Raw genomic sequence first — 12,642 nt, 5'->3', positions numbered from 1 at the left:
ATGGAAACACCCTATCACCCTCCCATCAAGATTTCGGTAGAAATCGCTGGTCATAAGACTTCCATCAGTCTTGAGCCGATTTTCTGGGAGTTACTGAAACAACACGCGACGAAAGAGGGTGTCCCCGTGAATGCACTCGTCGCACGGATCGATGCGGAGCGTCTGGAAGCAGACTATCCGCCGGGGCTGGCAGGAGCAATCCGGGTCTGGCTGGCAACCCGGGACAGACTATGACGGTCAGGCTGCCTGGCGCACGTCGCGCGATAGTGAGGTGAGATCCTCGAAACGGATCGGCCCCCACCCCGTCAGCGAAGCCGATACACAGTAATGTCCATCATAGACCCATTCAGGGTCGGTTTGCCCATGCAGCACGCTGATCCCATCATCAAATGGCGCGATCATGGGGTTGCTAGTCAGGTAAAGTGACCCGTGCGGCAGATCTATGCGAGCGTATTCGCTGACGCTGGCGTACCGGCGGGTCGAAAGGCAATTCCATGCTTGTGGATCATACCCTCCCCGAACCAGATGCTTGATGCCGGGCAAGTCAGCGAGGTGGACGGCGTTGCCCACATTGCCGACGATCCAAACCACGTCGTCGGCGTCAACCCGGCTGCGCCAGACGTCACAAATCCGGCGGGTCATCTCGGCACTGTCCGCAAAACCATGGGGGTGGGCATGACGTGCGCAGTCCCCATTGAAATGCAGGTCTGCCACGAAATGGACCGCCACCGGTTCCTCCTTTGCCCATCTGCCCGGCATCATGCCGGTTCCGCCTATCTTTCAACGGCTTGAGTCGAGGATTGTTCCAGCCGACCGGGGTGGTTGGCACAATGAAAAAGGCAGGAAGCCGCAACGGGCGTCCTGCCTTTTTCAAGAGAGCGATGGTTAGTAAGTGGACGGCGGATCGCTGGCCGGGAAGCTTTCATCGATCGCTTCGTCCGTCTTGCTCCAGGACTTCGGCGGGTTCGTCATATGATCCGGGCCAGAGCCACGGACGTTAGGGCGATCCCCGTCAGCCAGTACGGCCTCCAGCTTGTCCTTGTTCGCGTATTTGTACAGCGCATATCCTACGGCGCCGGCAGCAGCCAACTTGATAAGGCCCATGTCGGATCTCCTCTCTGAATTATCAGAACTCCAACGCGCCACGAAGCCGTAAGGTTTCTCTCCGCTATTTTAAGTTTGGATCAGTCGCCCACGCGCTCGATCTGCGCACCGACCAGTGCCAGTTTCTCTTCGAGACGCTCGTACCCGCGATCGAGGTGATAGAGGCGATGAACTTGCGTCTGCCCCTGCGCTGCAAGACCGGCGATGACGAGGCTCATGGATGCACGCAGATCGGTCGCCATCACGTCCGCCCCGGTCAGGCCCGGCACGCCATGAACGATGGCGGTGCGACCCTTCGTTTCGATCCGCGCGCCCATGCGATTCAGTTCAGGGACGTGCATGTAGCGGTTCTCGAAGATCGTCTCGGTCAGGACGCTGGACCCTTCCGCCCGGCACAGCAGCGCCATCAACTGCGCCTGCATGTCGGTCGCAAACCCCGGATAGGGCGCGGTGGACAGCGTAACCGGGCGAAGCGGGCCATCTGCCGCCACGTACAGGCCATCGGCACGCGGCTCAACATGGACGCCTGCATCGCGCAGCGCCTGAACGGTGGCCTCCATGTCCTCGATCCGCGCGCCTTTCAGCAGCACGTCGCCACCGGTGATCGCCGCCGCACAGGCATAGGACCCGGCTTCGATGCGGTCAGGCATGACCATGTACGTCGCACCATGCAGGCGGGGCACGCCATGGATCGTCAGGTCGGACGTGCCTATCCCTTCGATCTGCGCGCCCATCGCCACGAGCAGGTTGCACAAGTCAACGATCTCAGGCTCGCGAGCGGCATTGTGCAATGTGGATTTACCGTTGCACAGAACGGCGGTCATCAGCGCGTTCTCTGTCGCGCCGACGGACACGACCGGGAAGGAGTAACGCCCGCCCGGTAATCCGCCGTCGGGAGCCACGGCCTTTACGTAACCGGCAGCCATTTCGATCCGCGCGCCCAGCGCCTCGATCGCTTTCAGGTGCAGGTCGATGGGTCGGTTGCCGATCGCGCAGCCGCCCGGAAGCGACACGGTGGCCTCACCCATGCGCGCCAGCATCGGGCCAAGCACCAGGATCGACGCGCGCATCTTGCGCACCAGGTCATAGGGGGCGACCGAACTGGTGATCCGCGTTGCCTGCAATGTCATCACCCGGCCGAAATCCTCCGGCCGGTTGCCGGCGATCGCCGTCGAGATGCCGAATTGGTTCATCAGGTGCTGAAAACCGTCGATGTCAGCGAGGCGCGGCAGATTGCGCAAGGTCAGCGGTTCTTCCGTGAGCAACGCGCAGGGAACCAGAGTGAGCGCGGCATTCTTGGCGCCGGAAACGGGGATGGTGCCGGAAAGGCGCTTGCCGCCCTCGATAATGATCTTGTCCATTTCCGTCCTTTAGCGGGTATCGCGCGACGAGCAACGGGGCCAATGGGAACCCTTGGGCATGGCCGGGGGATTTACCATCCGGCCAGGAGTTGATCGGGGCCTTCCAAGAGTTAACCTGGCCCGGGTTGCGTCAGAATGATCAACCGGCTTTAACGATGTTGCAATACGAGCGAGGCACGAACCATTTCCATGAGTGAAACGAACTTCCGCAAGCCCGTCCGCAAGGCCGTATTTCCCGTCGCAGGTCTTGGCACCCGCTTCCTTCCCGCCACCAAGGCGATTCCAAAGGAACTGCTCCCGGTCGTTGACCGCCCGCTGATTCAGTACGCGGTTGACGAAGCGCGCGAGGCTGGGATCGAGGAATTCGTGTTCGTCACCGGACGCGGCAAGACCGCGATCGTCGAACATTTCGATACTGCCTACGAACTGGAAGCGACGATGACCGGGCGGGGCAAGTCGCTTGATCCGCTTGAGCCGACACGCATCCAGCCCGGCAATCTTGTCACTGTCCGTCAACAGGTGCCGCTGGGCCTCGGCCATGCAGTATGGTGCGCGCGGGCGGTGATCGGAAACGAGCCCTTCGCGATCTTCCTGCCGGACGAGCTGATGTACGGTTCGCCCGGCTGCATGGCGCAGATGGTGGAAGCGTACAACGAAGTGGGCGGCAACCTCGTCTCGGTCCTCGAAGTGCCGATGGACGAAGTATCGAGCTATGGCGTGATCGACCCCGGCGCATCAAACGGCGCCCTGACCGAGGTGAAGGGCCTGGTCGAAAAGCCGAAGGTCGCCGAAGCACCATCGAACAAGATCGTTTCGGGTCGCTACATCCTGCAGCCTGAAATCATGGGCCTGCTGGAAACCCAGGGCAAAGGCGCTGGCGGTGAAATCCAGCTGACCGATTCGATGGCCAAGCTGATCGGCGAGCAGCCTTTCCACGCCGTCACGTTTGCCGGGCGCCGGTTTGACTGCGGATCGAAGCTCGGCTTCGTCGAGGCGACACTGGCCATTGCACTGGACCGTCCGGACCTTGGCGATGACGTGCGGGCAATGGTGAAGAAGATGCTGGGCTGATTCAGCCCCTTCACCCAAACTAACGAAAGCGCGTCACCATGCTGGTGGCGCGCTTTTTCATTGGCAGGCGCTCAGGCGTCGCGGGAAAGAAGCTCGCGGGCCTGATCGCAATCAAGCGCCATCTGCGCAGTTAACGCATCGAGCGAATCGAACTTCGCTTCGGGTCGCAGGAAGTGATGAAACGCCACTTCGATTTCCTGACCGTACAGATCACCGCTGAAATCGAAGAAATAGGGTTCGAGCAATTCCTTGGGTGGATCGAACGTCGGGCGGATGCCGATGTTCGCGGCCCCCTGAACCACGCGACCATCGGGCAGACGCCCCGTGATAGCGTAAATACCGTAGAGCGGGCGCAGATACCGGCCCATATCAAGATTGGCGGTGGGATAGCCGATCGTGCGACCCAGCTTGTCGCCGTGCTGGACCTTGCCCCGGATCGCAAAAGGCCGGGTAAGCAAGCGCGCTGCGGTCTCGCAATCGCCGGTTTTCAGCGCGTAGCGGATGCGGCTGGACGATACGATGCCGCCCTCATCGCTGACCGGCCCCACGGTGCGGCCTTCCAAGCCATGCCTTGCACCTACGTCGCGCAGGACTTGCGGGTTGCCGCCGCGCGCCTGACCAAACGTGAAATCTTCACCGGTAACGACGCCTACGGCGCCGATGTGCCGCACCAGCATCTCCTCGATCCAGGCGTCGGCCGGCATGGCCGCCATGTCGGCATCGAAGTGCAGGAGCAGCATGGCATCCGCCCCAGCCGCCGCGAACAATTCCTCGCGCTGGTCCAGAGTGGTCAGGCGGAAAGGCTCCGCATCCGGTTTGAAATAGCGCACCGGATGCGGATCGAACGTCGCGACGATGGCCGGGCGACCCAGTTCGCGCGCCCAGCGTATTGCTTCTCCAACCACGGCCTGATGGCCCTGGTGGAACCCGTCGAAATTGCCCAACGCCAGCACGGCACCGCGCAGCGCATCGGGAAATGGCGATTGGTTGGTAAGGCGAATCATGGGTGTGGAAGGCTATAGGGCGCGCTTGAGCGTCACGAAAGCGTGCGCGGGAAATGATCCCGCGACGGGGTGTTCGTCGCGGGAAACCTCGTGCCATTCATGTCCAAGCGCAGGCACCCGAGTATCTCCGTCGAAGTCCTCGTGAATTTCGGTAAGTTCGATGCGGTCGGCTCGGTCCATAAGCAATGCGTACGTTTGTGCGCCGCCGATGATCGCCACTTCCCCGTCACCGGCCATCGCCAGCGCCTCTTCGATCGAATGAGCTACTTCGGCCCCCGCAGCTTCCCAATCGCGATCGCGAGTCAGGACGATGTGCCGCCTGCCCGGAAGCGGCGCCGGAAAGCTTTCGAAAGTCTTGCGGCCCATGATCATGGGCTTGCCCATTGTCATCGCCTTGAACCGTTTCAGATCGGCAGGCAGCCGCCAAGGCAAGGCACCGTCCCGGCCAATGACGCCGTTAGCCGCGCGAGCGTAGATGAGGACAATTTCCTGCGCCACTCGGCTTGTCCCCGTCAGTCCAGCATCAGACGGGTGACATGCCCCATCTTGCGGCCTGGTCTCGCAGCGGCCTTGCCATAAAGGTGCAGATGGTTGGCCGGATCGGCGAGGATGGCTGGCCAGTCGTACACCTCATCGCCGATCAGGTTGCGCATTTCCACGCCCCGTGCGGCAAGTCCGGTGCCGCCCAGGGGCAGACCACAGATCGCCCGAACGTGGTTTTCAAACTGGCTGGTGATCGCGCCCTCGATGGTCCAGTGCCCTGAGTTATGAACGCGAGGGGCCATCTCGTTGAACACCGGGCCGTCCTCGGTTGCAAAGAATTCGAGCGTCAGCACGCCGACGTAGTCGAGGCTCTTGGCCACTTTCGCCGCCAGTTCGCGGGCTACAGGCACTTGCGCCAACAAGGCATCGGGTGCTGGCAACGTGCTCATCGACAGAATGCCGCCCTCATGGATGTTGTGGGCGGAATCGAAAAACCGGATATCGCCATCCGCACCGCGACACAGGATCACCGAAAACTCAGCGAAGAACGTGACGAACCCTTCGTAGATCAGCGCGGTTTCCGGGAGGACCAGGCCATCAGCATCCTGCGGTGACATGAGGCGCCACTGACCTTTGCCATCATAGCCGTCGCGCCGCGTCTTGAGGATGCCAGGCGTTCCGATCCCAGCGATGGCAGAGGCCAGATCGGCAGCGCTGTCCACAGCGGCAAAAGGGGCAGGGCGACCGCCGAGATCGGTGACGAAACGCTTTTCGTTCAGGCGATCCTGCGCGGTTTCCAGCGCACGGGCATGCGCCAGCAGCGGCGTTTCCCCCAGTGCCCCCAAAGGCGCTACCGGCACGTTCTCGAACTCGTACGTGATAACCGCGCAATCCGCAGCGAAGCGGGCCATGGCCTCGGCATTGTCCCACTCAGCGCAGGTGAACTGCGCGCAGACGTCGGCGGCGATGGAATCAGGCTCCGGCGCGTAGACGTGGCAGCGATAGCCAAGTTGCGCCGCCGCCATCGCAATCATTCGACCTAACTGGCCGCCACCTAGAATGCCGATCGTCTCGCCGGGGGGGATCATGATGCCTTGGTCCGTGTCAAAATGTCAGGCCGGGCGTTCCGCCACGCCTGCCGTCTGCGCCGCGCGGAAATCCTTGAGACGATCAGCCAGCGCATCGTCCGAGGTTGCCAGGATCGAGGCTGCCAACAGGCCCGCGTTGGCCGCTCCCGCTTCACCGATGGCCAGCGTACCGACGGGGATCCCCGCCGGCATCTGCACGATCGACAGCAGACTGTCCTGCCCGGACAACGCCTTGGATTGAACCGGCACGCCCAGTACCGGCAGGTGCGTCATCGAGGCGACCATGCCGGGCAGGTGAGCCGCGCCCCCGGCCCCGGCGATGATCACCTTGAAGCCCTCCGCCGCAGCGCCCTTGGCGAAATCGACCAGACGTTCGGGCGTACGGTGGGCTGAGACGATTCGCGCGTCGTAGGCGACCCCAAGCTTGTCGAGCATCTCGGCAGCCTTGATCATGGTCGGCCAATCGGACTGGCTGCCCATGACGATCGCTACGGGCACGGCGTCAGCCATCGATCAACGCTCCGAGAGGTAATATCGGTCGAGCACGGCGAGATCGTCCGCCAGATCGTAGACGATCGGCTGGCCGGTCGGAATTTCAAGGCCAGTGATCTCGTCATCCGAAATGCCGGACAAATGCTTGACCAGCGCGCGCAGCGAATTGCCGTGCGCGGCGACCAGAACGGTAGCGCCCGTCTTCAGGTGCGGGACGATAGAGCCTTCGTAATACGGCAGGACGCGGGCAATGGTGTCCTTGAGGCTCTCGGTCATCGGCACGTCGATGCCGGCGTAGCGCGCGTCGCTCGACAGATCGAACTCGCTGCCGCGCTCCAGCACCGGGGGCGGAATGTCGAAGCTGCGGCGCCAGATCTTGACCTGATCATCGCCATGCTTGGCGGCGGTCTCAGCCTTGTCCAGCCCGGTGAGGCCGCCATAGTGACGCTCGTTCAGGCGCCAGTCCTTGGTTTCGGGAATCCACAGCACACCAGCCGCTTCCAGCGCAAAATGCAGCGTCTTGATCGCGCGGGTCTGGAGCGAGGTAAAAGCGACATCGGGAAGCAGGCCCTTGTCTTTCAGGAGAGCACCGGCGGCGCGGGCCTCAGCCTCGCCCTTTTCGGTTACGTCCACATCCCACCAGCCGGTGAAGCGGTTCTCTAGGTTCCACTGGCTCTGGCCGTGGCGGAGAAGGATCAGGCGAGGCAAGGCGTAGCTCCCAATTCGACAGGACTGGACCGATTGCAGTCTGGCGCTGCCCCTAGCTTTCCGAGGGCGTTTTGGGAAGCCTGCCTGATTCGGCGTCGGTCTCCATTGTCGATCGCGCATTCTCTCCCGTGGACGACGCCCGCGCCTGTGCCTTCCTGCGGCGCAGGTTTTCACGCAGCTTCAACGCCAGCCGCTCCTCACGGCTAAGCTTTTCGGCGGGTTTGGCCTCCCCTTGCGGGTTCGTGTCGTCATCGGGCATCGCGGTGGAGATGCCGTCTTGCATGGCAAAGCGCAACCCGCGCTTGACAATCGGCGCGGCCGCAGACAATAGCGCCCCCCTGCCCCGGGTGACCGGGCCATAACGATGGCGCCCCGCTTGCCGGGGCCGGAACGGCGCTGCTGTAGCTCAGTGGTAGAGCGCACCCTTGGTAAGGGTGAGGTCGGGAGTTCAATCCTCCCTAGCAGCACCATTCCCCTCCCTTCTCACCGTTCCGATTGAGTGTCCAAGGCTGTTTGCGGCCTATTCCATGTATCTCTAGCACGATGCTGACACCATTCATGGCCGTCATCAAACTGTCTTCGCAATCACATTTGACTGTCATCAAACGACCGTAGGGGCCCCTGCAAGACATAACGTCGCCACAGGGAATACTCTCGCACATGACACGTTCGATCCAGCTCCTGACGGGGCTGCTTGCCTCTGCCTCGTTCGCCACCATCGCACAGGCCGGTGAAATTACCGGTCACGTCAACGACGCCACCGGATCGCGCGGGCTTCAGTCCGCAGCCGTTCGCATCGTCGAACTCAATCGCGTGGCTGAAACCGACCGTGGCGGCAGCTATGTGATCGGCGACGTTCCCGCCGGGACCTACACCATCGAAGCGCGCTACGTCGGTGCGGAAATCACCACGCAGAGCATCACCGTTCCCGCCAAGGGCGGGGTGACCGGCGATTTCGATCTACCCGCAATCGGTGGCGGAGACATCCTCGTCACGGGGCAGACCGCCAACCTCACCAGCGCCCTGTCGCGCCAGAAAGCTGCAGACGGCGTCGAATCGGTGCTCACCCGCGACGCGGTCGGCCAGTTTCCCGACCAGAACGTAGCGGAATCGCTGCGCCGCCTGCCCGGCCTCAACATCCTGAACGATCAGGGCGAAGGCCGCTATGTTTCGGTGCGCGGCCTTGACCCCGACCTTAACGGTACGTCGGTCAACGGCGTGCGCCTGCCCGCGCCCGAATCGGAAGCCCGCTCCGTCGCGCTAGACGTGATTTCATCTGACACCATCGAATCGATCGAAGTGAAGAAGAGCTTCACGCCTGACATGGATGGCGACTTCATCGGCGCGTCGGTGGAGATCCACACCACCAGCGCGTTCGATACCAAGAAGAACCGCTATTCCGTCAGTGCCGAGGGCAGCTGGAACGATTATTCCAACAAACTGACGCCCAAGGGCGCGTTCGATTTCACCCAGAAACTGGGCGATGATTTCGGCATTGCGGGGTCGGTCAGCTATTACAAGCGCAAGTTCGAAACCGACAACGTCGAGATGGCCGACTGGACGCAGGACGATAACGGCGCGGTCTACGGCGAAACGCTGGAATACCGCGATTACGATGTCGAGCGTACCCGCATCAATGCAGCGCTGTCGTTCGACTGGCGCGTGTCGGACACTACCAAGGCTTATGTTCGCGGCAACTGGTCGCAATTTGACGACCACGAATATCGCCGCCGCACCACGTTCGACTTTGGCGATTTCGGGGAGGCCAGCGCGTCGATCGGGTCAAACGTGCGCTTCGATACTGCCGCTCTTGACGACGGCGACAATCTGACTGTCGAGCGTGATCACAAGGATCGCTTCGAGCGCCAGCGCATCCGCTCCGTCTCGATCGGCAGCGATACCGATACCGGCACATGGAAGTTCAACTGGCAGGCCAGCTACGCCAAATCGACGGAGAAAGAGACGTTCTCGCTCGATCCGATGCGCTTTGCCGCCGAATTCGAGAACGATTCTGGTGTCGCTGTCGATATCGACAATTCGGGCCGCTATTTCCCGACCTATTCCGCTGCCAGCGGCGGGGCGGCACTGAACAATCCGCTTAACTACGGCTTCGACCGCCTTGAACTGACGACGCTGTCCGACAGCCAGGACCGCGAGTGGGCCGCCAAGGCAGACCTCGCCCGCACATTCGCTGGCTCCGATGGTGATTTTACCATCCAGGGCGGCGTGAAGGCACGCTGGCGCAAAAAGTCATACAACTTCACGATGAGCCGCTTCGACGACTTCGACGGTGATTTCACGTTGGCTGACTTGCTCGGCACGCAGACCTATCGTCTGGCCGATATAGGTCCGGTCGCCAACAAGCGCGGATCCGCCGATTTCTATCTCGCCAACGCCGCAGGGTTCGAATTGAACCCCGAGGACAGCCTTATCGATAGCTCGGTGAGCGACTACACGGTCAGGGAAGACATCACCGCCGGCTATCTGCTGGGACGGTGGGATTCGGCCACGGTTCGCGTGATCGCCGGTGTCCGTGTCGAGCGCACCCATAACGAAATGAGCGGCAACCTCGTGGTCGTTCCGGAAGACGGCGACATTGCCGTGTCGCCGGTTACTTACAGCCGCAACTACACCAACTGGCTGCCCAGCCTGACGGTGCGTTACAGCCCGCAGCAGAACCTGGTGGCCCGCCTGGCCGGATACAAGACCGTGGTTCGCCCCAAGCTGGGCCAGTTGGCGCCGCGCTACTCGATCAACGAGGATGGTGAAGCAGAATTCGGCAACCCTGCCCTGCGCCCGTATCAGGCATGGAACATGGATGCCGGGTTCGAATACTACTTCGCCAACAACAGCGCGCTCACCGTCGGCACGTTCTACAAGTCGATCAAGGACTACACTTACAGCGCATTTTCGACCGAGGAAGGCGTGTTCAACGGCGTGCCTTACACGGAACTGCGTATTCCGGTGAACGGCGGCAAGGCAGAGATCGCAGGTGTGGAACTCAGCTACAGCCAGGTCTTCTCGATGCTGCCATCTCCTTTCGACGGCTTGCTGACCCAGTTGAACTACACCTACACCTACGCTCGCGGCACCGTGCTGGACGATGACGGTGTCGCTCGCCGGATCAACCTGCCCAACGCATCAAAGAACACCTTCAACGTCGTGCTCGGGTACGAGAAGGGTCCGATCAGCCTGCGCGCCGCCGGCACGTTCCGCGATAAGTACCTCGATGAGGTAGCCGAATCGGCCGACATGGATCGCATCGTCAACCAGCACTTCCAGCTGGACCTTTCCGCCAAGTACAAGCTGACTGAAAACATCCGCCTGTTCGCCGACTGGGTGAACGTCAACAACGCCAAGTATTACGCGTACCAGAACTTCGCCGGAGCGCAGCGCCTGCTCCAGTACGAGGAATATGGATCGACCGTGAAGTTCGGCGCGCGGGTGACGTTCTGATGACCTTGCGCACGTTCCTGCTCGCCGGGTCGGCCGCTCTGCTGCTGGCCGGTTGCGCCACCACCGGCACCAGCGAGGCCCCCCGCCCTCGCTATGCCGCCACCGACATTCCGGCCGAGGGGGAAACCGTGCCCGTCGGCACCGGCAATGCCGACGCCGCGGATGACCCGGCGATCTGGCGCAATGCCGCCAATCCGGCGGCCAGCCTGGTTCTTGGCACCGACAAGAAGGCCGGCCTGTACGTCTACGGGCTGGACGGACAGGTGCGCGATTTCGCCGCAGCAGGTGCGCTCAACAACGTCGACCTTCGTGAAGTACGCATGGCGGACGGATCGAACCGCATCCTTGTGGCCGCCAGCGATCGTACCGACAGGGCCGAACCACGCATCGCCCTGTTCACGCTTGATGGGACCACCGGCAAACTGACGGCTCTGGGTTCCGAGACATTCCTGAAGCCCGGCCACGCCCCGGCGGAGGCCTACGGCTTCTGCATGGGCGCTCCGCTTGCTGCTGGAGAGCTGGCGCGGGCCTATGTCGTGCTCAAGGACGGGACCGTCACCGAAAGCCGCTTGGTGGAAAACGCCGGTCGCGTCACCGCCCAGCATATGCGCGACGTAAAGTTCGCCACCCAGTCCGAAGGCTGCGTGGTCGATGACGTGACGGACACGCTCTACGTCGCCGAAGAGGATGTGGCGATCTGGAAGGTTCCGCTTTCCGCCCCCGCCCTTATCGCGCAATCGTTCAAGAAAGTCGGTGAGGCTGATGGACTTGTGGACGATATCGAAGGTCTAGCCATCGCCTGCCAGACGAACGGGCGCGCCATGCTGATCGCCTCCAGCCAAGGCGACAACGCGTACGCCCTGTTCGATCTGGCGACCGGACAAGCAACCGGCCGCTTCCGCATCAACGGCGGCGCGCTTGGCGGCACCAGCGATACCGACGGTATCGAAGTGATGCTCGGCGATTTCGGCCCTACCTATCCCGAAGGGTTGTTCGTCGCGCAGGATGGCGACAACGCGCCCAAGGCACAGAACTTCAAGCTGCTGTCCTGGCGCGCCATCCGCACGGCGCTGGGGATCAACTGAGCATGCATCCGCCCTGCCCTTCATCGCGATACGTTAACTGTAAATCAGGGCGAGGATGCGATAGGGGCATCTGCGGATGGTGAGGGAAGCGAATCAGTGAAGCGGATCGGTGCAACTGGCGTGATCGTGGCGCTGCTGGGTATGGCCATGCCCGGGATCGCGCACGCCGATGTCATGCAGATCGGCGATGATGGCGCGCAATGGGTCGCCGGTGGCCCTGCCCGCTCGGTCGCGATTGATGCTGCATCCGTCGGGCAGGTCGCCGAAGCGCCGTTGGTCGTCGATGGCGATCTTCATCCGCAGTCGATCACCGATGCGCTGGACGCCGCCGGGCCTGACCGCTGGCGCCAGCGGGTGGCTGTCCTTGCCGCGAAATACGACATCAGCCCTGCCCTGCTCGAAGCGGTGGTGTGGCAGGAAAGCCGCTGGAACGAACGGGCCGTGTCGCCGGTCGGCGCTCGCGGTCTTGCCCAGCTGATGCCGGGCACCGCCGCGCAGATGGGCATCAACTCCGCCGATCCAATGTCCAACCTGGAAGGCGGCGCGCGCTATCTGCGGATGCAGCTCGATGCCTTTGGCGGCGATATCGAGCGGGCGCTGGCCGCGTACAACGCCGGGCCGGGCCGTGTCATCAAGGCCGGCGGCATCCCCAATATCCGCGAGACGCGCGCTTACGTCGCGTCCATCATGGCGCGGCTGACGGACCCGGTGCGCCAGTAGGCCGCAGCCGCCCGCGATCGCCGCTGCCGATAGGCCTCACGCGCCCTTCCAAGACTTGCGCATTTGTTCT

The 12,642-nt window shown here is 62.4% G+C and carries 14 protein-coding genes and 1 tRNA gene; 6 read left to right on the top strand and 9 right to left on the bottom strand.

Annotated elements, in window-relative coordinates; translation table 11 throughout:
• On the top strand, nucleotides 1-234 hold the full coding sequence (locus ACZ1JM_RS14105) for a ribbon-helix-helix domain-containing protein (RefSeq protein WP_465133009.1): 234 nt from the start codon (nucleotides 1-3) through the stop codon (nucleotides 232-234).
• Nucleotides 235-237: 3 nt separating this feature from the next.
• Here the strand turns inward: ACZ1JM_RS14105 and ACZ1JM_RS14100 are convergent, their stop codons facing one another.
• The 3 genes from ACZ1JM_RS14100 to murA form a co-directional block, all read right to left on the bottom strand.
• On the bottom strand, nucleotides 238-729 hold the full coding sequence (locus ACZ1JM_RS14100) for a metallophosphoesterase family protein (RefSeq protein ID WP_465133008.1): 492 nt from the start codon (nucleotides 727-729) through the stop codon (nucleotides 238-240).
• Nucleotides 730-885: 156 nt separating this feature from the next.
• Entirely contained in the window at nucleotides 886-1,104 is a 219-nt protein-coding gene (locus tag ACZ1JM_RS14095) for a hypothetical protein (RefSeq protein WP_465133007.1), read from the bottom strand.
• An 80-nt stretch (nucleotides 1,105-1,184) separates the two neighbouring features.
• Nucleotides 1,185-2,465: a UDP-N-acetylglucosamine 1-carboxyvinyltransferase gene (murA, locus tag ACZ1JM_RS14090; protein ID WP_465133006.1), complete on the bottom strand. Its 1,281-nt coding sequence runs from the start codon at nucleotides 2,463-2,465 to the stop codon at nucleotides 1,185-1,187.
• Between the two features lie 189 nt (nucleotides 2,466-2,654).
• Here murA and ACZ1JM_RS14085 point away from each other — a divergent pair, with 189 nt between their 5' ends.
• A complete protein-coding gene (locus tag ACZ1JM_RS14085) occupies nucleotides 2,655-3,536 on the top strand; it encodes a UTP--glucose-1-phosphate uridylyltransferase (RefSeq protein WP_465133005.1) in 882 nt (293 codons plus the stop codon).
• 71 nt (nucleotides 3,537-3,607) lie between these two features.
• On the opposite strand, the gene ACZ1JM_RS14080 is transcribed toward ACZ1JM_RS14085, so the two are convergent.
• The 6 genes from ACZ1JM_RS14080 to ACZ1JM_RS14055 are packed head-to-tail and all read right to left on the bottom strand — an operon-like array spanning nucleotide 3,608 to nucleotide 7,594.
• Nucleotides 3,608-4,540 carry a bifunctional riboflavin kinase/FAD synthetase gene (locus ACZ1JM_RS14080; protein ID WP_465133004.1) on the bottom strand — a complete coding sequence of 311 codons (933 nt, stop codon included), beginning with the start codon at nucleotides 4,538-4,540 and terminating at the stop codon, nucleotides 3,608-3,610.
• Nucleotides 4,541-4,552: 12 nt separating this feature from the next.
• Nucleotides 4,553-5,038, bottom strand: a complete 486-nt coding sequence (locus tag ACZ1JM_RS14075) for a dihydrofolate reductase (RefSeq protein WP_465133003.1) — start codon at nucleotides 5,036-5,038, stop codon at nucleotides 4,553-4,555.
• A gap of 14 nt (nucleotides 5,039-5,052) precedes the next feature.
• Complete coding sequence (locus ACZ1JM_RS14070; RefSeq protein WP_465133002.1) at nucleotides 5,053-6,111, bottom strand: 5-(carboxyamino)imidazole ribonucleotide synthase; 1,059 nt, start codon at nucleotides 6,109-6,111, stop codon at nucleotides 5,053-5,055.
• Between the two features lie 24 nt (nucleotides 6,112-6,135).
• Nucleotides 6,136-6,621 (bottom strand): 5-(carboxyamino)imidazole ribonucleotide mutase, encoded by a 486-nt coding sequence (gene purE, locus ACZ1JM_RS14065; protein WP_465133001.1) that lies wholly within the window; start codon nucleotides 6,619-6,621, stop codon nucleotides 6,136-6,138.
• Nucleotides 6,622-6,624: 3 nt separating this feature from the next.
• A complete protein-coding gene (gene gpmA, locus ACZ1JM_RS14060; protein ID WP_465133000.1) occupies nucleotides 6,625-7,311 on the bottom strand; it encodes a 2,3-diphosphoglycerate-dependent phosphoglycerate mutase in 687 nt (228 codons plus the stop codon).
• A gap of 52 nt (nucleotides 7,312-7,363) precedes the next feature.
• Nucleotides 7,364-7,594 (bottom strand): hypothetical protein, encoded by a 231-nt coding sequence (locus ACZ1JM_RS14055; protein WP_465132999.1) that lies wholly within the window; start codon nucleotides 7,592-7,594, stop codon nucleotides 7,364-7,366.
• Between the two features lie 112 nt (nucleotides 7,595-7,706).
• On the opposite strand from ACZ1JM_RS14055, the gene ACZ1JM_RS14050 reads away from it, so the two are divergent.
• From ACZ1JM_RS14050 to ACZ1JM_RS14035, 4 genes are all read left to right on the top strand, one after another.
• A tRNA-Thr gene (locus ACZ1JM_RS14050) sits at nucleotides 7,707-7,781 on the top strand.
• Nucleotides 7,782-7,971: 190 nt separating this feature from the next.
• Nucleotides 7,972-10,767: a TonB-dependent receptor gene (locus ACZ1JM_RS14045; protein ID WP_465132998.1), complete on the top strand. Its 2,796-nt coding sequence runs from the start codon at nucleotides 7,972-7,974 to the stop codon at nucleotides 10,765-10,767.
• The gene (locus ACZ1JM_RS14040) at nucleotides 10,767-11,852 is read left to right on the top strand and encodes a phytase (protein WP_465132997.1); all 1,086 of its coding nucleotides are present in this window, start codon (nucleotides 10,767-10,769) and stop codon (nucleotides 11,850-11,852) included. Before ACZ1JM_RS14045 ends, ACZ1JM_RS14040 begins: the two co-directional genes overlap by 1 nt.
• Before the next feature lie 96 nt (nucleotides 11,853-11,948).
• Nucleotides 11,949-12,572, top strand: coding sequence for a lytic transglycosylase domain-containing protein (locus tag ACZ1JM_RS14035; protein WP_465132996.1), 624 nt, complete (start codon nucleotides 11,949-11,951; stop codon nucleotides 12,570-12,572).
• The last annotated feature ends 70 nt before the right edge of the window (nucleotides 12,573-12,642 follow it).

The sequence above is a fragment of the Novosphingobium sp. BL-S-24 genome, from assembly GCF_055521575.1.
Note: the sequence above shows the minus strand (reverse complement) of the source record. Positions and strands in the feature narration are given on the sequence as shown.

Excerpts from the sequence above, each read along its gene's own strand:
- ACZ1JM_RS14105 (WP_465133009.1), top strand. The coding sequence starts at position 1 with ATGGAAACACCCTATCACCCTCCCATCAAGATTTCGGTAGAAATCGCT.
- ACZ1JM_RS14080 (WP_465133004.1), bottom strand. The coding sequence starts at position 4,540 with ATGATTCGCCTTACCAACCAATCGCCATTTCCCGATGCGCTGCGCGGT.
- ACZ1JM_RS14095 (WP_465133007.1), bottom strand. The coding sequence starts at position 1,104 with ATGGGCCTTATCAAGTTGGCTGCTGCCGGCGCCGTAGGATATGCGCTG.
- ACZ1JM_RS14045 (WP_465132998.1), top strand. The coding sequence starts at position 7,972 with ATGACACGTTCGATCCAGCTCCTGACGGGGCTGCTTGCCTCTGCCTCG.
- ACZ1JM_RS14040 (WP_465132997.1), top strand. The coding sequence starts at position 10,767 with ATGACCTTGCGCACGTTCCTGCTCGCCGGGTCGGCCGCTCTGCTGCTG.
- ACZ1JM_RS14055 (WP_465132999.1), bottom strand. The coding sequence starts at position 7,594 with ATGCAAGACGGCATCTCCACCGCGATGCCCGATGACGACACGAACCCG.
- murA (WP_465133006.1), bottom strand. The coding sequence starts at position 2,465 with ATGGACAAGATCATTATCGAGGGCGGCAAGCGCCTTTCCGGCACCATC.
- ACZ1JM_RS14085 (WP_465133005.1), top strand. The coding sequence starts at position 2,655 with ATGAGTGAAACGAACTTCCGCAAGCCCGTCCGCAAGGCCGTATTTCCC.
- purE (WP_465133001.1), bottom strand. The coding sequence starts at position 6,621 with ATGGCTGACGCCGTGCCCGTAGCGATCGTCATGGGCAGCCAGTCCGAT.
- ACZ1JM_RS14070 (WP_465133002.1), bottom strand. The coding sequence starts at position 6,111 with ATGATCCCCCCCGGCGAGACGATCGGCATTCTAGGTGGCGGCCAGTTA.